This window comes from Sporomusaceae bacterium ACPt (genome assembly GCA_041428575.1).
Lineage (GTDB): Bacteria > Bacillota > Negativicutes > Sporomusales > Sporomusaceae > Sporomusa_D > Sporomusa_D carbonis.
On sequence record CP155570.1, the window covers coordinates 3151527 to 3170800 of the forward strand.

Consider the following 19274-nt stretch of genomic DNA (forward strand, 5'->3'; position numbering starts at 1 on the left):
TTATATCTCTTGTTGGGTTAAACACTTCGAACATTGTTTTATATATTGCAAGTACAAAGCCATAAGAAAGAAGTAAAGTGTCATTACAATCCTATTCCCGAAGGTAAATTCCGTTAATCCCTGTAGGATGATTCCGCATGTTGCCGAAAAAAACATTAATGCAGCTGTATAATGAAATTGCCGCCAGTCTTTAAAAGTATAATATAAAAAAGATCCAAACATAAAACAAAAACTCAAAAACCCTACTATTCCTGTTTCAGCAAGCATTTGCAGAAAATTATTATGCGCGTGGCCTAGATTTCTTTCCAAAGCCTTCGGTGAAATATATTCCGTTTGATACCTGTGGGCATATGTACCTAATCCGACGCCCGTTAGAGGGTAATCGTAAAACATCTTCCATGCACTATTCCACATTAATATTCTTTCGGAGTTTGATTGAAATGATTTATCTGTTAATGTTACCATTCTCGCATTTAATTCTGGAACATTATACACCAAAATTCCTACTGCCATTATAGCAATCAAAACATATACCATCATTTTCTTTGTTTCATTATGGTACATAAATACAGCCGTCGGCATAATAATCGCTAATGTTATCCAGGCGCCGCGTGTACCATTAAATAAAACAGCCGCACAACCGATTAACAAAGCAGCCACTATATATTTGCGTTGAGCACACCACTGATTATCTATACTCATAATCAATAACATGGGTATCCACTGTACCAAAATACCCGCTAAATCCATGGGATGTCCCCCAAATGCTTTGGCCCTGTAGTCGCCGTGCATCCCTTGCCAAATGGCATAAATATCCGCAGTGGTTACCGATATAATTATTAATGTAATCAAAGTATATATCTGATGCTTATCCTTAATGAAAGCAAGCACCGCGATAAACGGAATCATTCTATATACAAACAGCCAAAATTTTTTTATTGAAGCGTCAAAATCAGGACTGATAATCATCAGGAAAAACAATGTAACAAAAAAAATTGCTATGGGCTTAAAATATTGTTTAGGCATATCAATAGCAGGACGTTTTCTGACAAATCTCATAATTGCAAGTACCGTTGTCAATGCAATAAAAATATTGACAGCAGCTAATGACACGCAACTCATCAGTGAATAGCCACACAAACTCCCAAAAATCATTTTATCTAATTTTTCTATGTCATTCAAAACCATGTCTATCTCCCTAAACTTTGGTAAATTTCGACAAGTTTATTCGTCATAATTTTGCTGTCAAAATGATTCTCTACCCATCTCCGCCCCTGGCGCCCCATCTCAATACGCAAATTTTTGCTGTCAGCAAGCATACATAGTCTACGGTATAATTCGTCCAGGTTATTCTTCTCTACTAAAAAACCCGTACGTTCATGGTCAACTACTTCGGGCGTACCTCCGACTGCATATGTCACTACCGGTTTTTCCATGGCCATGGATTCCGCCAGCACTAATCCAAACGTTTCAAAGTTAGACGGCAGTACCATTGCATCTGCACCATCTAAGACATCTTGTACATTTACAATATGTCCCATACAATGCACTCGCTTATTGAGATTGTTTTTCCAAATATGATACTTCAACTTCCATAGTCCTTTACCTTTGCCGATAACCATCAAGTGCCAGTCTTGCGCACCGCTATACTTTTCTAATATTTTCAGAATATCCGCATGACCTTTATTATGCAAATTTTTTATCCTTGAAACAATGGCTATGGTAAATGCTTCTTCTGGAATACCAAGATTGTTGCGAATAACGCTCGTTTTTTTTATATCAGGCTTAAATTTATTTAAATCAATTCCACTATAAACAGTAATTAATTTGTTTGCCGTAAAACCTTTTTCGATTGCATATTGTCGTACATACTCACTCACACATATGATTTTATCACATTGGTTAATGGTCATTTCTTTCGCATTATGTCCAAACACCCCATGTGCGGTATAAATGACCGGCACCCTAACCCGTTGTCGTGCCTGAACAGCCGTAATCCCGGCAGCAGCAGAGTTAGCATGTACAATATGTATCTGATTTTTTCTTATGATTTGCTCCAGCATCCAAGCCGACAAAGCGGTATTAAAGCGAATGGGAACAAAATAATGTTTGATTCCTTTTTCGCGCAAAAAATCGGCCAGCATTCCCCCGCCTGAAGCAACAGATACGGTAAAACCAAGTTGTTTCAACGCAACCGCAGTCATGGCAACATAAGTCTCGGCTCCGCCTATGTTTAAGCGCGGTACAACCAATAGTATATTCAAAGTATCACCTACCACAATGACAACTTTTTTTGCCGCTCGGCTATAATCTGACTAAACTTATTACAGCCTCAAACACTTCCCTGACACCAATATCAGCCAAACAATCCTTTCCGTCCGGACACCGCCGCCGCCAGCATCCCTGGCAGAAACGGCCTGTTGTCAGGACAAGGTGGCCTGTACCATAGGGGCCGTTACGGTTCGGATCTGTCGGGCCAAATAGGGCGATTACCGGCGTGTTTAGGGCTGCCGCTAAATGCATGGGACCAGTATCGCCAGCAACAACGGCCCGTGCGTTTTTTATAATAAATGCTAACTGTTTAAGAGAGGTTTTACCAATTAGATCTATTGGTAAAACAGCGCTTTTTCTGATTATTTCCTTCATCGCAGTTATATCAGCTTTTCCTCCGGCAAAAACCGGAATAAGGTCACTTTCAAATAACTTATCAGCTAATTGGGCAAACTTATCTGCCGGCCAGCACTTGTTAGGCCAGTTGGTTCCAGGCATCAATACAACAAACGGCTTAGCTAAGTCTAGTCCGGCTTGTTTTGCGATTGCATTGGACAAAGCTGTCTCTTTCTCGGTGATGTTTACGATAAATTCCGGTTCGTCAATTTTGCAGCCAAGCTCTCTAACAACATCTAAATACCGCTCAACAATGTGACCGTCACTGTTGGGGCCGCATACTTTTTTACCAATTTTATCACTATACTCCCTGGCATTACAATATACCAGACGTTGCGGCGCTCCACTGAGGAAAGATATAATCGCACTCTTTAGTAAACCTTGCAAATCCAGCGCCAAGTCAAAACGTCTCTCTCTCAAGACGTTAATAAAGCCTGGTGCGTGCCGGTAAAATCCTGCCAACGACTTAAACTTGGTTTTTTCAAAGAGAATAATCTCGTCAATATAGGGGTTATTGGTCAAAATGTCGTACGCCGGTTGTTCAACAACCCAGGTAATCCTGGCTTGCGGAAAGCATTTTTTTAGAGCCGTTGCAACAGGAAGGGCATGGATGACGTCGCCAATCGCGCTTAGTTTGACAATAAGAATGTTTCTATAAGTCATATAATTGCCTCCAATGGCCGTCACGTAGTCGTAAACCGGATGAGATTGCCACGCTGCGATGCCGTAATGCCTAACTAAGCACTATTCAATGACTTACTGCTTCGAATATGGTCTCATCGGCAACGGTGCTCGCAATGACCGGAAAGAATACTGTTCCTCTATCGTCATTGCGAACGTTAGTGAAGCAATCTCTCTTTTCATTCTTGCTGGCGCTGCTTGAGCAGCATGTGCGTCTCGCAATGACAAGGGAGGGGACGCATCTCACTCTGGCAATGCGTTATTAATCTTCTTAATAATATTGCTTGACGACCGGCCTGGGACCTCCGGCACCAGTACGGTACGTCCGCCATACGAGGCTACAATCCTGCTCTCCGGCAGTTTTTCAATTGTATAGTCCCCGCCTTTTGCATAAATGTCAGGTTTAATGTCAGCCACCAAGTTTTCGGCTGTAGCATCATCAAATATCACAACATAATCTACGGCTGCCAGCGCGGCCAGCACTTCAGCCCGGTCGTCCTGGCCATTCACCGGGCGGGTCGGGCCTTTGAGGTGGCGTACCGATTGATCGCTGTTCAGTCCGACAATCAGGCAGTCGCCCAAGGCGCGGGCGGCTGCTAAGTAGCGGACATGTCCGGCGTGTAATATATCGAAACAGCCATTGGTGAATACCACTTTCCTCCCGGTTGTTCTAAGATTTTCAGCGATAGCAGCAATGTGAGCGCGGTCTATAATTTTCATAAATAGTATTCTCCAATCGCTGCCTTAAGCTCCTCCGGCGTAGTAGTAGCTGTACCAGGTTTTCTTACCACGATTCCGGCAGCAAAGTTTGCCAGCCTGGCAGCGTCCGCGTAATCAGCCCCAGCGGCCAACGCCAGCATCATGGTTACAACTACGGTATCGCCAGCACCGGTAACGTCATATACCTTGCTGATATTGGTTACCGGTATGTGTATAGTAAAACCGTTGCGATGAAACAGGGTCATGCCCTCAGAACCTTGAGTAATTAAGACAACCTCGGCGTCAAGGCGTTCGAGTATCGTGCCGGCGGCGTACTTAAGCTGGTCGTCGTTACTTAAGGTCTTATAGCCTACAGCAGCCGCTGCTTCAGACTCGTTTTGCTTGACAAATTTGATCCCGGAGTATGCCATAACGTTATAGCGGGAATCGACCATAGAGGCAACGCCCGCCCGGTTACAGGTCTCAACAACCTGTTCCCTAATGGCGGGCGATATTGACATACTACCGTAGTCGCTGATAACGACGGCGTCCATACCCGGAATAGTCGCTTCAATAAACTTTAGCAACTTTTGATTAACATCATGCGTTAATTCTTCTTTACTCTCGCGATCTACCCGTACAATCTGTTGTCTCACCGTAGCTTGACCGCCGGCCATAATACGTGTCTTTGTGATGGTCGGTCTGGATGGATCTATGATAACCCCTTCGGTGTTTACGTTCTTAGTTTTAAGAATATTAGTAAGCTCCAACCCCGCACTATCCTGACCGACTACCCCGACTGCATAAACCGCGCCGCCCAAGGTAGCCGCATTATGAACAGCGTTAGCTGCGCCGCCGGGAACAACGGTTTCACCGGCGTGTTCCAGTACAAGTACCGGGGCCTCCCTGGATATACGTGATATCCGTCCCTCAAGATATACATCAGCCACCATGTCGCCAATGATCATGATCTTCTTGTTTTGAAAGTTATCAATTAACTTTATAAGGTTCTGGGACATGAAACATAAGGCTCCTTTCGGAATGGATTGCCCTTAGTGAGGCAATATCATCTTTTCTACCACCTTGTGATACTAAGGTCAAATTTGATTTCATCTCGTTTGGCACGATAGGTGATGGTAGCCTGCCAGCAATGCAGGTTACGATACCAGGTGTAATCCAGGTCGGCAAGGCGATCATTGCTTAAGTCATAGCTTTGGCTTACACCAACAGTATTCATCCTATCAATTCTGTAGGTAACCCCTGACGCCAGTTCGCGGCTTACGTCAGTCTTATCATAATCAAACAATGAATTATTATTCTGAGTATAATGATATCCTGCCCAGGAACTTACACGGTCAGACCATCTTTTATCTACGGTGGCGTCAAATTTGAAACTGTTGTGGACAGAATCATTGTAGCTTTCGCGCACTTGCTGGATACCGGTACCCAGATTCAAGTTCATGGTACTATTGAGCTTAACTGTGTCCCGGTTGAAATACAGGGTATAGTCCTGATGCCAGCTTGATTTAGCCGAATCAGTCCATTTGCCATAGACAGCAGTAAATGTATAACTTACCGGCAAATTTCCTAATCGATGAGGGTTATAGGAAAATTTGAATTCAGGCTCTTTCTTTATCCAGTAGCCATCATCATCACGGAAATTACCTTGAGCCACACCAATAGAATAATTCGATTCACGTTGAATTAATCCATAGTTAGGCTTAAATTTTGCTTTGGTATAGTAATCAAGGTTAACATAGGCCGAGAGTTTTTCATTGAACGGATAGTCGAGATATTGTTTAATGAAGAAACCATCGTCATTGTCATAGCCGATACGTGGAAAATCGGATTGAGCACCTTTTTGGAGAGACGTTCGATATTTAGGTAACGAAAATATGACTGTATTTTTAATCCAGAACTTAGCGTTGTAGGCAATAAGTTTGTCACCAGGCCATATCTCAATTTTGTCGGCACTTACATGATAATCAGGGACTTTTGCGGGACAGTTGGTAGTTGTTCCCTCATTGATTATCATCTCATCCGGAAAAAGACTAATGTCCTTACCCGAAACGAACTTATGGCCAATCTTGCCTTTGACTTGCTCCATACTGCCGGTTTTAAGCTTATAGTTGTATAAAGTGTTGGTGCCGTCTAAGGCTGCACCTTCTTGTGTAAAGTGGATCTTATCTTTTGCCCAGATTTCACTGAGCTTGCTGTTCCCGTTGATTTGCTCGCCTTCCACGCGCTGACCGTCTTGAATGATGACTACATTTCCTTTGGCCGTAATGTCGCCGGTATCATCATTAAAGGACAATTCATTGGCTTCAATTACTATTGGCGCATTACTTTTAGTCTGTTGCTGGGTTTGCGCTTTAGCTTCCTGAGCGTGGCCGGGTACTGCATTACCGAATACTATCGCAAAAGCTAACAATCCTAAGATGATTCTATTATTATTAGGCATAGCGCTTACTATTCTCCTGTTTCTAATTATTACAAAGCAGGCTGGTCCTATCCTACAATTTATTCTACAGTAACGCCGCCATTCCTGCATGCCGTATACGGTAATATGTAGAAAAGCCGCTATAAAGCGGCTTTTTAACTGGTTTTCACCGTTTATTTTACTTTAATTCCATAAATTTCGGCATTATCTTTGGTCTGAATATACATCTGAGTGCCGATCGGGATGCTGACATCATTGCCATTGACGAAGGCGCCGCCGATAATCCCTACCGGTCCGAAGATAACCATACCCGCCACGCTGGCGCCGGCTGCTTTGGCCATTGATTTGGTCTGTTCCTTGGCCTTTTCGCCTAAAAAGGTGTCAACCAAACTGCCGTCGGCAGCTGCAACATTGTTAAAGGAAATTTCAAGCTTGGCATCACGGCCGAAGTTTCTTGACGGCTCAACCTTTACTACTTTACCGGTACCTCTGGCTCCTTTGGGAATGATGAGCACGCCGCCGATAAACACATCTTCGGCAACGCCCAAGGCTACAGTGTCGCCTACCCGGCTTTGTTTGCTGTTCAGAGTGGACAGGGTTTTAATCTTAATGAGAGTATCTTTGGGTAACGTAGCAGCAGCCACTTCAAACTGCCCTTCCGTATAGGCTACTTTGAGCAGCTTGCTGAGCCGTTCTTCCAACGGGCCGGTTGACGGACTGCCGTTGAGAACCTTTTCGAGGTTTTCGATTCTGGTTTTAATAGGACTGTCGCTTACACTGTGGGTAAGCATCCATTCAACCGCATTCAGCCTGGTCATTAGTGACGGCGATTCCTGGCTGGTTTCCTGAGCATATGTATATAGCTTATCTACGCGCGGCAGAACAGCTTCACGGGTTTCCTTGCCGTATATGTCATGTTCCAGTTTATTGACCCTGTCAACCAGCGCCCCGGTCTGGGACGCGCCATAGATTGTTTTTTCGACAATTGCCAGCTTACCTATGACCGTGAGTTCATTTGACGACTGAGCTGATACGGGAACTGCCAGCGCTGAAATCACCAGCATAGTAAGGGTAATTAGCGCCAATAGCTTCTTGTTGAGCATATCAGTTTCCTCCCTGAATTATTTTATTGATGTATTTCTGCATGAAAAACGAAATATCCTGCCCCATTTGGCAGGATAAGTCATTATTTTACGTGAGTAAAAGATGATGCTATATCGGTCATTCAGACAAAAAACCGCTAACATACGTTAGCGGTTTTTTAGTTAATTAGAAAGTGTAAACAAGGTTAGCTACCATGTTTTTCTTGTCAGTAGTTTCGGTGTAGTTCTTGACGTCATTATAAATAACTGTTAAGACGCCGTTTTTGAATACGGTGTATTCCACGCCATACTCATAACCTTTGATGTCGTCCATCGGTTTGTAAGCGGAAGCATTAGTGGCACCATCATAAGTAGTCAATTTAAGAGTATCGAAGTTTTGTTCAGCTTGTTTACGGGCGGCCCACACCCCGAAAGAATTTACTTTGGAAGGATCAGCACCGGCGTATTTCAGCTTGCCGATCCAAGCTTTAGCTGATTCAGCAGCAGCATCGTTTTTGCCATACTCTCCAGCTACAGTGAACTTACCCAAACCGGTATAAGTTAAGCCAGCAGCAGTGGTTTCATACTTTGTTGCGTCTTTATCTTTGAGGTAAGAAGCAGTTACAGTAAGATTTTGGTTTACTTTGGCTGAGAAGTCACCGACATAGTAGTTAAGGTCACTTTTCTTTAAGGCACCGGCGCTGAGTTTAACGACATCACCAGTAGCAGTTACGTATAAACCATCATTATTAGCTGAAGTATCAGCAATCAACCCTTGGCCTAAATACAGAGGTTGACGGCCCAAGTTATAGGTAACACCAAGTGCTTTGCCGGTGATGTATGCTTGCTCTAAGCCTACTGTGTTTTTACCATCTTGATTACCCCACTTCGACTCGGTACCCAACCGGCCTTTGAATGTTACACCATCGGCTACTTTGGCAGTTGCAAATATACGGACCCGTAACAGATCGGCATTATCAACATCTTTGGCCCATTCGTAACGTTCCCGGATTTGACCGGTAAACTTAACGTTGGAAGCATTTTTTTCCAGAGCGTCAACGCGAACACCAAGGTTGTTCAGCTCGGAAGCGAACTCAGCTTCCAGTTTCTTAAGAGCGGCTTGGGTTTCAGCGTCCATTTTGTCTTCATTGGCCATAGCTTTAGCTACGATAACGGCGATTTCATAACGGGTAAGGGTCTTGTCGCCTTTGAAAGTACCGTCGCCGAAGCCGGAGATTACGCCGGCTTTAGCCAGTTTGTTTACTGAGTCATAAGCCCAGTGTTTAGCAGGAACGTCGACGAAGGGATTTGCAGGAGCAGCCAGGGCGGTTCCTGCTACGCTCATTGCAAATACTGCTGCAAGAGCCATAGCTGTTTGTTTTTTCATTGTGTTTTTTCCTCCTTAGGTTTTAATAATTTTGTTTTTTGAGCGGCCTAAGAAGATCAATTATGAGTGTCCATGTTTCCTCACCATTTCTCTTATTAGGGTTTGCTCATATCTTACGCCTTTCGGCGCAAAGACCTGTTTTAGCGTGGCAGATATTTCTTATGTATGTAATATATTCTACGCTGAGAAATAAATTCCTTCTAGATAACATAATTTTAACAAAAAAATAAATAAACCAAAAAACCGCCGACAAAAGTCAGCGATTTTTTGGTATTTGAAACTTAGAAGCTATAGACCAGTTGGGCAATCATATTTTTCTTATCAACTTTGGTATCTTTGGTTTCCAGGTCATTGTACTGAACAGTTAACACGCCGTTTTTGAACACAGTGTATTCAACGCCGTATTCCAGGCCTTTAATATTGTCGGCGATGCCATAAGTAGTATAGCAATTAGGATCAGCAGTATCAGCAAAGTCAAGAGTGGTCAAAGTGCCTGGGTCAAAACCGGCGTCAGCACTTCTGTAACCGACCCAAACTCCAAAGGAGTTAACTTTGGCCTTATCAGCGCCTTTATAGGCTATTTTGCCCATCCATGCTTTGGCATCAATACTATTAGCATCATTTTTACCATATTCGCCGCTAACGGTGAAATTTTTCAGACCGGTGTAGTTCAAGCCGGCAGAAGTAGTTTTATAGAAATCGGCGTTTTTATCTTTCAAATAGGAGGCGGTTAGGTTAAGTTTGTCGCTGAGCTTAGCATCAACATTGCCCAGGTAGAAGTTAACATCGTCCTTTTTGAAAGCACCGGCGGTAACTTTGACATCTTTACCAGCGGTTACAACCAAGCCGTCGTTATTAGCACTGGTATCAGCAACCAGGCCTTGGCCCAACCAGATAGGCTGACGGCCGAAGCTGTAGTCTACACCAGCTGCTTTACCGGTGATATAAGCCTGTTCCAATTTGGTATTGTTTGAGCTGCCATTAGAGTTACCCCATTGAGACTCGGAAGCGATACGGCCTTTGAAGGTTACGTCATCAGCAATTTGTGCAGTCATGTACAAACGTAGACGAGTCAATTCAGCATTGGCGCCACTGTCGCCATAGACATCTTCAGCATACTCATAGCGTTCACGAACTTCACCTGTGAACTTCACTTTCGAAGCATTCTTCTCCAGGTTGTCAACGCGAACACCGAGGTTGTTGAGTTCTGCACCAAATTCAGCTTTCAGAGCTTCCAGTTCTTTCTTGGTTTGAGCGTCCATTTTGTCGCTGTTGGCCATAGCTTTGGCGACGATAACGGCGATTTCATAACGGGTCAAAGTTTTGTCACCTTTGTAGGTGCCGTCGCCGAAGCCGGAGATGACGCCGGCTTGAGCCAGCTTGTTGATGGAGTCGTATGCCCAATGTTTGGCAGGAACGTCAACGAAAGGATTGGCCGGAGCGGCCAAGGCGGTGCCGGCAACGCTCAGAGAGAACACTGCGGCAAGAGCAAGAGCAGTTTGTTTTTTCATTTGTTTTGTCCCCCTTAGGTCTCTATTTTTTTAGTACTGCCTGCCGCCGGAGGAGTTATGAGTGGCCATGTTTCCTCACAGCTGCCGTAGGCGGCTATATCTTCACATCTACTTTGAAGGCTGTGTCAGGAAGTTTTGATCAGCACCTCCTTTCCATGTTTTTATGCCTTCTAAAATAGATGAAAAGAACATTGTGAATGGTTTATTTTACTTGTTTAGTTATTCTATTCGCTTCTATGTAAAATTTTCCTGCCGGTTTATAAATTTTTTTTAAATTTTTATTTAAATTTATTAACAAAAATACTATAACTAAAACATACAGAGATTGCTTCACTCTGTTCGCAATGACATTGACAAAGGCAGTGCAAAGTATCTTTCGGCCAGAATCACGGCAACATAGTCATCTACCGGCACCGGCGGGACTTGCATGCTTGTCGGGATGAGCCGCTTTAAGCCCCCGGGCGGATGATCCGCCCAGTAACGGCGGCGGGCCTCGTCGGTTGAGCGATATTCGTTGACTGGGATGATATTGAGTTTTTGACCGTTCACATTGAGTTGTCTCAGACAGGCTTGAGCCATGCCTGATGTCGTGCCGTCGCCGATTACCACTGTGCTTATATCATGGGTTGTAGCAATGGCTATCACTGTTTCACTGAGAACAGCGGTATCGATGATGGTTTTGTATTTAATGCCCTGGTCTTTATGGACAACGGCAATGCCGCATTTCTCCCGGCCCGGGTCAATCGATAAGACTACCTGTTCCTGCATTGGTCAATACCCCCTATAACTATATGCATAGTTCCGGTAAATGTTTCTATTTTTGATGATATCACATATGTTTGGATAAAACAAAAAGGACGCCGCGAGGGCGTCCTTCTGTTGCGGAATGCGTTATTAGAATTTAACGTTAACAGTAGCGGCAGTACGGGCATTAAGGCTGTTACCGCTTTGATCTTCGAAGTCCTGGTATTTAACATTGAGGGTAGTGTTCTTAGCAAGTGCTCTGTCGTACTGAACTTCCAAGCCTTTGAAACCATTGTTGCTGGCAACAGGAGTCAGGTCGGAAGTCATGTTGGAGTATGCAGGCAGCGCGCCGGCTTCTACATCACGGTACAGAGCAGTCAGGCCGACTTTGTTGAATTTCAGACCGTAGGCTGCAGCGGTTGCATCATCAGCTTTGTAGTATTCGCCAAGACCGGTAACACCGTCAGCCAGGTTAAACGAAACATTAGCACCATAAATATCGGTGTTGTCAGTATCGTTTTTAACATAGTCAGCGGTAACTTTAGCGCCTTTCAGGTTAACGCCGTATTCACCGGCATAAACGCGTTTTTGGTCTTTCATGTTACCGGCAAACAGTTGCAGACCGCCTACATTAGTAGAAATACCGGTCATTTGAGTATCCATCAGGAAGCCGTTGCCAAGTTTGATGTCTTGACGGCCGACAGTGTTGGTCAGGCCAAGAGCATTGAAGGTAACGTTGGCAGTGTCAAGCTTGATGCTCGATTGGTTAGCGCCGGCAAAATTATCGTCGTAATTAACGTTAGCGGTGGTCAAACGGGCATTGAACTTCATGTCGTCGTTGATTTTGCCGTCGAAAGTTACACGGGCACGGAAGTCAGTGGCATCGTTGTTATTTTCGATAGCAGCATAACGCAGACGAGCGTCACCGGAGATCTTAACCATGTTGTCTACTTTTTTGTCAAGAGCGTCTACTTTGATACCCATGCTGTTAAGTTCGGCAGCGAACTCTTTGGACAGCTGGTCGACGATTTGTTTTTGGTCGTTGTTCAGGTTCTTTTGCATCGCAGCGGCGATCATGGAAGCCATTTCGTAACGGGAAACAGTTTTGTCGCCTTTGAAGGTGCCGTCGCCGTAACCGGTTATTACACCGGCTTGAGCCAGTTTGCTTACTGCATCATAAGCCCAGTGTTTTGCAGGAACATCGGAGAACGGATTAGCCGAAGTAGCGGCCGGAGCTGCAAAAGCAGGAACGGCGAAAGCCACAGTCAGCGCAGTAGTAACTGCTGCTTTAAGAAGTCTTTTGTTCATTTGAAATATCCCCCTTGAAAATTTAATATTTTACATTCGCGGGTGTTGCCACCGGCATACCGATGGTCTACCCTTTTCAGGGGGGATGGCGCCGAATGAGTATCCACGTTTCCTCAATCTGTCCTTCCTCTCTGCAGGGCTTCTTTCGATATGCCCCTGCCGCATTCCGCAGGTTTTATGTTAACATAATTTCGACACAGTTTCAAGTTTTCCTGCTAGGTACGCTGATGTAATTATTGGCAAAAATCCTTATATTATCAGCATTTGCAGCCTTTTACCAACTGTGTCTGCGCTGATTATGAACTTTACATAATCAACTTTCATGTACCTATATATTCGCATAAAAAAGAAAGAATCCTGCTTGATGAGCAGGATTCCTCAATGGTATATTATGTTACTTAAGGTATGCTGTTACAGGACGCTTCTTACCCTAATCTCGATTTGCAGCGGGCCGGCCGTATAGATGTCGGTTTTCGTGACAGCGGTAAGCTCAAATTTGCCTGATTGACGTTTGACTTTGTTGATGGTTTCAAACAGTTGCGCCCCGCTCATGCTGCCTACCGTACCCTGAATCGGGTCAGGCAGGATGCCGCGTTCTACCGCAGCGGCATTGACTTTTTGCAGGAAGACCATAACGGTTTCCTCAGCTTGCTGCGCATCAGTTACCGGGTTAAACACTTCGCTGTATATGTCTTCACCTTTATTATATATCAAGTGGTTGGGGAACAGTTCAAGACGGCCGATTACCGCCTCGCCGTAAATGGTATTGCCTACTGTTGAAATGCGGACAATGACATCTTGATTGGTTTCGGCAATCAGGGAGGCTGCTTGATCAAATTCGGCACGGGAAATCCACAATACTTCGGTTTTTTTGTCAGCGATGCCAAGTTTATTGATAAGATACAAATTGGTCTTATATATGATGTCAGAAAGGGCCTGTACCGTGTCGTCATGCGACTGACCGCCATGGACCACCGAGGTGGATAACACCTCACCCGCCCGGAAGGCTACCGTACCTTCCCGGACAATCTGAATATTATTTTTAAGATTGGCCGTCAGCTCGTTCAGACGGTCAACATCTTTTTGCAGGGTAGTCTTGGCAGCAGTCAGTTCGCCAATACGACTGTCCAACTCTTTTTTAGTAGCTTGCAGATTCTTGATGTCATTTTGATATTTGACCAGGTCCCGCTGCGCCAGGACGTAGTCGGACTGCAGCTTGTTCAGAGCCGCTGCAGTGCGGTCGCGTTCGGCGGTTACCTCGTCAAGTTCGGCCATGATTTGTTTCAGGTGCTCGGAGGTTTCTTTAACTTTAGCGGCAACAGCGGCATATTCGGCATTTTTATTTTCAAGGGCAGCGCGGCTGGCTTCAAGTTCGGCGGTCTTGGACATAACCTCGCTGTTCAGGGATACCATTGCGGCCTTTAATTCTTTCATGCCGAACAGCGCGGTGCGCACATCCCGGGATACGGCAGTCATAACCCCCAGGGTGGCAGCCGAAATGAGAATACCGGTAACAATGGTAACAATAATAGAGGTGTGTTTGGGTCTAAGACCAAATATGCTGAGTTTTTTCTTGCCTACTTTGGTACCCAGTTTGTCGCCGATATAAGCGATTGCGCCGCCCATTACGGCAATTACGGCGATTAAAGCCAGGCCATACATGAATATCCCCTCCCCTCTAATTATGCTCGGCTTGTAAAGTGAGAACGGCGGTGAAGCAATCCCGCACTAATTTAGCGCGAGGCTTTGTATATTAAATATATGCCTGCCAGGAGACCAATTATGTTAGGTATCCAGGCAGCCGCTATGGCGGGAATGGCGCCGCCCTGCCCCAGTGCGGTTGCCACGGTCAGTACGGCGTAATACATGAAAATAATGATAATACTCAGGCCAAGACCGATGGATGAGCTTGAACGGTGCGGCGACAGCCCCAGCGGTGTTCCTATCAGGGCAAAGACAAAGCTGGCCATAGGGATAGCAATACGCTGGTGCAGTTCAACTTCATAGCTATTGGTTTTGACGTATTCTTTTTTCAGAGCCGCAATTTGTTGTTTTAGCTCTTTCATGGACATTTCTTCGGGTTTCTTCTGTTCGCTGGTAATGGCCGCCGGATTTTTTTCAATAGGCAGCACTTGTTCGGTAAATTTAAGGCTGCGTCCTACCCGGCCGTCAGTCGACAGGTCGGTGATTGTGCCATTGTACATGATCCAGCGGTCAGCCGTCCAGACGGCCTTTTCGGCGTTTTCCACCCGCACCAGCCGCCCGGCCTCAAATTCTTCGACAGATACTTTGTTCATAGTGTTGGTATCTGCGGAATAACTCTGGGCATAAGTCAAACGCGCAATCTGGCCGTCTTTAATATCTTTGATAATAATATGCTCCTGTGATTTCGGACTGGTATTTTTTTCGATTTCATAGCGCACAATGTAGTTGTAGCCGGCGTTGGCAGCCGGTACGACTTCTTCGTTGAGCACTATGGCGCCAAGGCTGACGACAAAAGCGGTAATCATGACAGGGACAGCCAGCCGGTAAAAGCTTAATCCCCCGGACTTCATGGCTGTTATCTCGCTTGAACCTGACAAACGGCCGAAGGACAACAGTGAAGCCAACAGCATGGACATCGGGAATGTCAGCACAATAATCCCCGGCAGGCTATAGAGGAACAACTTGGTCACGGTGAGAATTGACGCACCGTATTTGGTTACATATTGAGCAATCCTAAACAGAGTGTTGGTGCCGATAAACACGCTGGAAAAGGCGGCTATACCGAAAAAGAACGGGCCCAGCAGTTCCTTTAGGATGTATTTGTCAAGTATACGCATTGAAGTCTCCTTTTTATAGAGATGACAGGTGTGCGATTGCCACGCCGCGCTCGCATGACCGGAACCTATCGTCATTGCGAACGCTAGTGAAGCAATCCCGCATGACACGGGGATAGGCAATTCAAGGTTTACAGGCTGAAGTTTTGGCCGAGGTAGTACTTTTTCGCTACTTCGCTGTTCGCAATCGTGTCGCTGCCGCCTGAGATGAGTATCCGGCCTTCATTCATGATATACGCATTGTCAACAATGCTCAGTGTTTCGCGAACATTATGGTCGGTAATAAGCACACCGATGCCCCGTTTTTTAAGGTAGCTGATGATCTCCTGAATGTCGGCCACGGCAATCGGGTCAACGCCGGCAAAAGGTTCGTCCAGGAGGATGAAGGCGGGGTCGGTGGCCAGCGCCCGGGCAATTTCCACCCGGCGGCGTTCACCGCCGGAGAGTTCCGAGCCTTTGCGCCGGCGGACATGGCCGACATGAAATTCTTCAAGCAATCCTTCCATTTTGTCTTTGCGTTCGGCCGGTGTAAGCTTAGTTGTCTCTAAGATCGCCATCAGGTTTTCTTCTACCGACAGTTTGCGGAAAATGGACGCCTCCTGCGGCAGATAGCCAATGCCGTACCGGGAACGCTTGTACATCGGCATATGAGTTATTTCCTCGCCGTTGATAAAGATCTGACCGCTGTTGGGGCGTTCCAGGCCGACAATCATGTAGAAAGTGGTGGTCTTGCCGGCGCCGTTGGCTCCCAGGAGACCGACGATCTGCCCCTGTTCTACACGCAGGCTAACCCCGTTTACCACATTGCGGGTTTTAAATGTTTTTATTAAATCGCGGGTCTCGATATACATCTCGCAACATCCTCGCTAAAGTTAGAGTGTAATTGCCATGTTTATTGCGGCGTAATGATAAGTTTGGTGCGGCCTTTGGCGTCCATCGCCTTGTCGTCAAGACGTATGGTGAGCGTTTCGCCGGTCAGGACGTTGCCTTCCTGAACCGCACGGGCATTACCGCTTAAGATAACTTTGCTCCGGCCTTTGGGTTCACCATAGTAGGTGGCTTGATCGGCGGTGGCGTCAAGTTTGCGGACCGGGCTGACCATATGGACCGAGCCGGTGCCGGTAACGCTGTTTTCGTTAAGAAACGCCTCAATCTTATCGGCCGTCATTGTGCCGTCAGGCATTTCAACCTTGCCGTCGGCAGGCACTAATGCATATTGGGTATCGGCAAAATATTCTATCCGGGGACCGGTAAGGCGGCTGTCACCTTTAGTCAGCACAGCGTCGCCGCTGGCCACTAAGTAGGTGTTCTCTTTATAGGATTTTACTTCGGCAGCCGTAAGGGTGGCGTCCTGGTTAATTGCTTTCACACCGCCGGTAATGCTGCCTTCTTTGCTTTTGGTGTTATATTCGGCTTTGGCCCCGGTGATTACCGCCTGGCCTTGGGTAATGCGCACATCACCGGCAGCATGGATGACGCCTTGTACCGAATCATAGTCGATGGTGTCGGCAACAATCTCAACAGGCGTCTTGGCTGCCGGCTGCGGCGCGGCAACAGCGTACAGGCTGCCAAGGGCCAGGACTAAGGCTGCCGTAACGGCGGTCAGGACACGGCGGGAGTGAGATAGTGTTCGCATTAGTTCGTTCCTCCTGTTATTACCTTGGCTTTACCTTGGACTTTTACTTTCTCCATGTTGGCGTCTGTTTCAATTTTGTCGCCGGTAATGACGGTATCGCCGCGGGTCATGGTAATGCCGCCGGCGCCGGTAAAGGTTTTGGTCTCTCCCGCCCAGCGGGCTTCAGGCGCGGTAAATTCCGCTCCGTCACTGGCAGTAGCCTTGACGTCGCCCTGCAGGGAAATATTACCGGTTTTGGTGTCAAGCACCCCCTGCCTGGCAATCAGATCAATTTTACCGCCTTTTTTCTGGTAAAATACTCCCTTAAGATTGGTTAAATAGACTACTTTGCTGTTGGGGTCGGCCTCAATGGTATCGGCGCTTAGTTCCCACAGCCGTTTGCCGTCCTGTTCTTCAATAACGGAACTGCCGGCAAAAGTAATGTTGGCCGGTGACTGAGCGGCGGTTGGCTCAGGGCTGGGAGACATATTTCCGGGGGGTTCGTCCCGGAACAAATAGTAGTAAAGTCCCCCGGCCAGCAGGAACACCACGCAGCCAATGCTCAAATATGTTTTTTTGTTCAAGAGACTTCACCTCAGTTTTCCAGCGCTTTTTAAACCAGAGCCACTCGTCAGGGTATGTTTTGACAGCTGACTCAATTCTGGTCATGCGTTCAGTCAGATTATATAACATCGGCATCTTGCCGGTATCTTCAGAGTAAATAGGCGGCTGCCACCGGCAGTTGCCGGTGACAGGCCAGGCGTTTTTTAATCTGCCGCAGGGCAGAAATTACTGATTTACCATAAATCGGTCTGATCGCATATATTCGGCGATAAGGCCGTCCCATAGGCCTTGAGCCTTTAAAATAAATTCAATGACATCGCGGACAGCGCCGCTCCCGCCCTGGCGGCCGGCGATAAATTTGGCTGCAGCCTTTACTTCCGGTACCGCATTGGCTACGGCGCAGGGAAGGCCGATTTGCACCATGACCGGCAAATCGTTAATATCATCGCCGACATAGGCAATTTGCTCTAAGGTAAGCATATGTTTGTCCATAAGCTCGCGCAAGGCGAGTACTTTGTTGATTGCCCCTTGGTATATGTCGCCGATCTTCAGTTCAGCGCCGCGGCGGCGCACCATTTCGCTCTCCCGCCCGGTGATGATCGCCGTCTTTAGTCCGGCTTTGTGAGCCAGGGAAATCCCCATGCCGTCCTGGCAGTGAAATGTCTTCAGCGCCTCACCGTCGGCGCCGAAGATGATATGCCCGCCGGTCAGCACTCCATCGACATCAAAAATGAGGAGTTTGACCTTTTTGGCATATGAGACACTATCCATTATACCACTCCTTGACGCAATAAGTCAGTAAGGTGAATAATGCCAATCGCCCGAAACTGCCTGTCAACTACCGGCAGTACGGTTATCGGGCGCGGCTTGTTCTTTTCCATAATGTTAAGGGCGTGGGCCGCCAACTTATCCTTGGTAATGGTGCGCGGCATTTTGGTCATGAGGCCGGCAACCGGTTTATCCAGGAATTCATGGCCTTTTTCCAGGCTGCGGCGAATGTCGCCGTCGGTTAAGAGTCCGACCAGCTGCATGGTATCCGGCGATTCAACCACCAATACGGCGCCCAGACCTTTGGCGGTAATGGCAAATAAGGCTTCTTTGACGGTTTTGTCCGGAGTTACTACCGGCAGGTCGTCGCCGCTATGCATTACGTTTTCCACTGTTAAGAGCAATTTGCGGCCCAGTGCGCCGCCCGGATGATACAGCGCAAATTCCTCAGGAGTAAAGTTGCGGGCCGACAACAGCGCGACAGCTAAAGCATCGCCCATCGCCAGCGTGGCGGTAGTGCTGGCAGTAGGAGCCAAACCGAGCGGGCAGGCTTCTCTTTCGACAGCTACATTGAGAATAACGTCGGCATTTTGCGCCAGGGTGGATTGCTCCCGGCCGGTCATGGCAATAATGGGCGCACCAATACGTTTGAGAGTAGGTAATATGCCGATAATCTCATTAGTCTCGCCACTGTTGGAAATAGCCAAAACTATATCACAGGCGGTCACCATGCCCAAGTCGCCATGAATGCCTTCGGCCGGGTGCAGAAAAAAGGCCGGCGTACCTGTGCTGGCCAAAGTTGCGGCTATTTTTTTGCCAATGATGCCGGATTTACCCATGCCGGTAACGACCACCCGGCCGGAACATTTCAAAATCATGTCCATGGCGGCGGAAAACCGGTCATTAATGCGCGGTATGAGCGCCCGGATGGCTTCGGCCTCAAGTTCCAGGCAGGCGCGGGCCTGTTCGATAGACATTAGGATACCCCC

The 19274-nt window shown here is 46.7% G+C and carries 18 protein-coding genes; all 18 read right to left on the reverse strand.

Annotation, left to right across the window (positions count from 1 at the left end):
- Nucleotides 1-1182, reverse strand: a complete 1182-nt coding sequence (locus SCACP_RS16460) for an O-antigen ligase family protein (RefSeq protein ID WP_425058568.1) — start codon at nt 1180-1182, stop codon at nt 1-3.
- Nucleotides 1183-1190: 8 nt separating this feature from the next.
- Nucleotides 1191-2264: a glycosyltransferase family 4 protein gene (locus tag SCACP_RS16465; RefSeq protein WP_425058569.1), complete on the reverse strand. Its 1074-nt coding sequence runs from the start codon at nt 2262-2264 to the stop codon at nt 1191-1193.
- Between the two features lie 40 nt (nt 2265-2304).
- On the reverse strand, nt 2305-3330 hold the full coding sequence (gene waaF / locus SCACP_RS16470) for a lipopolysaccharide heptosyltransferase II (RefSeq protein WP_425058570.1): 1026 nt from the start codon (nt 3328-3330) through the stop codon (nt 2305-2307).
- Nucleotides 3331-3591: 261 nt separating this feature from the next.
- Entirely contained in the window at nt 3592-4068 is a 477-nt protein-coding gene (gene rfaE2, locus SCACP_RS16475) for a D-glycero-beta-D-manno-heptose 1-phosphate adenylyltransferase (protein ID WP_425058571.1), read from the reverse strand.
- Nucleotides 4065-5066 carry a bifunctional heptose 7-phosphate kinase/heptose 1-phosphate adenyltransferase gene (locus SCACP_RS16480; protein WP_425058572.1) on the reverse strand — a complete coding sequence of 334 codons (1002 nt, stop codon included), beginning with the start codon at nt 5064-5066 and terminating at the stop codon, nt 4065-4067. Before SCACP_RS16480 ends, rfaE2 begins: the two co-directional genes overlap by 4 nt.
- 56 nt (nt 5067-5122) lie before the next feature.
- Complete coding sequence (locus tag SCACP_RS16485; protein WP_425058573.1) at nt 5123-6508, reverse strand: LPS-assembly protein LptD; 1386 nt, start codon at nt 6506-6508, stop codon at nt 5123-5125.
- A 152-nt stretch (nt 6509-6660) separates the two neighbouring features.
- Nucleotides 6661-7590: a hypothetical protein gene (locus SCACP_RS16490; RefSeq protein ID WP_425058574.1), complete on the reverse strand. Its 930-nt coding sequence runs from the start codon at nt 7588-7590 to the stop codon at nt 6661-6663.
- A 166-nt stretch (nt 7591-7756) separates the two neighbouring features.
- A complete protein-coding gene (locus SCACP_RS16495) occupies nt 7757-8956 on the reverse strand; it encodes an S-layer homology domain-containing protein (protein ID WP_425058575.1) in 1200 nt (399 codons plus the stop codon).
- A 281-nt stretch (nt 8957-9237) separates the two neighbouring features.
- Nucleotides 9238-10467, reverse strand: a complete 1230-nt coding sequence (locus SCACP_RS16500; RefSeq protein WP_425058576.1) for an S-layer homology domain-containing protein — start codon at nt 10465-10467, stop codon at nt 9238-9240.
- A gap of 330 nt (nt 10468-10797) precedes the next feature.
- The gene (locus SCACP_RS16505; protein ID WP_425058577.1) at nt 10798-11235 is read right to left on the reverse strand and encodes a pre-16S rRNA-processing nuclease YqgF; all 438 of its coding nucleotides are present in this window, start codon (nt 11233-11235) and stop codon (nt 10798-10800) included.
- A 126-nt stretch (nt 11236-11361) separates the two neighbouring features.
- A complete protein-coding gene (locus SCACP_RS16510; RefSeq protein ID WP_425058578.1) occupies nt 11362-12519 on the reverse strand; it encodes an S-layer homology domain-containing protein in 1158 nt (385 codons plus the stop codon).
- A gap of 411 nt (nt 12520-12930) precedes the next feature.
- The gene (locus tag SCACP_RS16515) at nt 12931-14181 is read right to left on the reverse strand and encodes a DUF3084 domain-containing protein (RefSeq protein ID WP_425058579.1); all 1251 of its coding nucleotides are present in this window, start codon (nt 14179-14181) and stop codon (nt 12931-12933) included.
- A 71-nt stretch (nt 14182-14252) separates the two neighbouring features.
- Complete coding sequence (locus SCACP_RS16520; RefSeq protein ID WP_425058580.1) at nt 14253-15341, reverse strand: LptF/LptG family permease; 1089 nt, start codon at nt 15339-15341, stop codon at nt 14253-14255.
- A 128-nt stretch (nt 15342-15469) separates the two neighbouring features.
- Entirely contained in the window at nt 15470-16189 is a 720-nt protein-coding gene (gene lptB / locus SCACP_RS16525) for an LPS export ABC transporter ATP-binding protein (protein ID WP_425058581.1), read from the reverse strand.
- A 41-nt stretch (nt 16190-16230) separates the two neighbouring features.
- Nucleotides 16231-16974: an LptA/OstA family protein gene (locus tag SCACP_RS16530; protein ID WP_425058582.1), complete on the reverse strand. Its 744-nt coding sequence runs from the start codon at nt 16972-16974 to the stop codon at nt 16231-16233.
- On the reverse strand, nt 16974-17537 hold the full coding sequence (gene lptC, locus SCACP_RS16535; RefSeq protein ID WP_425058583.1) for an LPS export ABC transporter periplasmic protein LptC: 564 nt from the start codon (nt 17535-17537) through the stop codon (nt 16974-16976). Before lptC ends, SCACP_RS16530 begins: the two co-directional genes overlap by 1 nt.
- Before the next feature lie 205 nt (nt 17538-17742).
- On the reverse strand, nt 17743-18288 hold the full coding sequence (locus SCACP_RS16540; protein ID WP_425058584.1) for a KdsC family phosphatase: 546 nt from the start codon (nt 18286-18288) through the stop codon (nt 17743-17745).
- Complete coding sequence (locus SCACP_RS16545) at nt 18288-19262, reverse strand: KpsF/GutQ family sugar-phosphate isomerase (RefSeq protein WP_425058585.1); 975 nt, start codon at nt 19260-19262, stop codon at nt 18288-18290. The genes SCACP_RS16540 and SCACP_RS16545 overlap by 1 nt, the downstream gene beginning before the upstream one ends.
- Between the last annotated feature and the right edge of the window lie 12 nt (nt 19263-19274).

Excerpts from the sequence above, each read along its gene's own strand:
- waaF (WP_425058570.1), bottom strand. The coding sequence starts at position 3,330 with ATGACTTATAGAAACATTCTTATTGTCAAACTAAGCGCGATTGGCGAC.
- SCACP_RS16505 (WP_425058577.1), bottom strand. The coding sequence starts at position 11,235 with ATGCAGGAACAGGTAGTCTTATCGATTGACCCGGGCCGGGAGAAATGC.
- SCACP_RS16520 (WP_425058580.1), bottom strand. The coding sequence starts at position 15,341 with ATGCGTATACTTGACAAATACATCCTAAAGGAACTGCTGGGCCCGTTC.
- rfaE2 (WP_425058571.1), bottom strand. The coding sequence starts at position 4,068 with ATGAAAATTATAGACCGCGCTCACATTGCTGCTATCGCTGAAAATCTT.
- lptB (WP_425058581.1), bottom strand. The coding sequence starts at position 16,189 with ATGTATATCGAGACCCGCGATTTAATAAAAACATTTAAAACCCGCAAT.
- SCACP_RS16485 (WP_425058573.1), bottom strand. The coding sequence starts at position 6,508 with ATGCCTAATAATAATAGAATCATCTTAGGATTGTTAGCTTTTGCGATA.
- SCACP_RS16510 (WP_425058578.1), bottom strand. The coding sequence starts at position 12,519 with ATGAACAAAAGACTTCTTAAAGCAGCAGTTACTACTGCGCTGACTGTG.
- SCACP_RS16545 (WP_425058585.1), bottom strand. The coding sequence starts at position 19,262 with ATGTCTATCGAACAGGCCCGCGCCTGCCTGGAACTTGAGGCCGAAGCC.
- SCACP_RS16480 (WP_425058572.1), bottom strand. The coding sequence starts at position 5,066 with ATGTCCCAGAACCTTATAAAGTTAATTGATAACTTTCAAAACAAGAAG.
- SCACP_RS16530 (WP_425058582.1), bottom strand. The coding sequence starts at position 16,974 with ATGCGAACACTATCTCACTCCCGCCGTGTCCTGACCGCCGTTACGGCA.
- SCACP_RS16490 (WP_425058574.1), bottom strand. The coding sequence starts at position 7,590 with ATGCTCAACAAGAAGCTATTGGCGCTAATTACCCTTACTATGCTGGTG.
- SCACP_RS16515 (WP_425058579.1), bottom strand. The coding sequence starts at position 14,181 with ATGTATGGCCTGGCTTTAATCGCCGTAATTGCCGTAATGGGCGGCGCA.
- SCACP_RS16495 (WP_425058575.1), bottom strand. The coding sequence starts at position 8,956 with ATGAAAAAACAAACAGCTATGGCTCTTGCAGCAGTATTTGCAATGAGC.
- SCACP_RS16540 (WP_425058584.1), bottom strand. The coding sequence starts at position 18,288 with ATGGATAGTGTCTCATATGCCAAAAAGGTCAAACTCCTCATTTTTGAT.
- SCACP_RS16500 (WP_425058576.1), bottom strand. The coding sequence starts at position 10,467 with ATGAAAAAACAAACTGCTCTTGCTCTTGCCGCAGTGTTCTCTCTGAGC.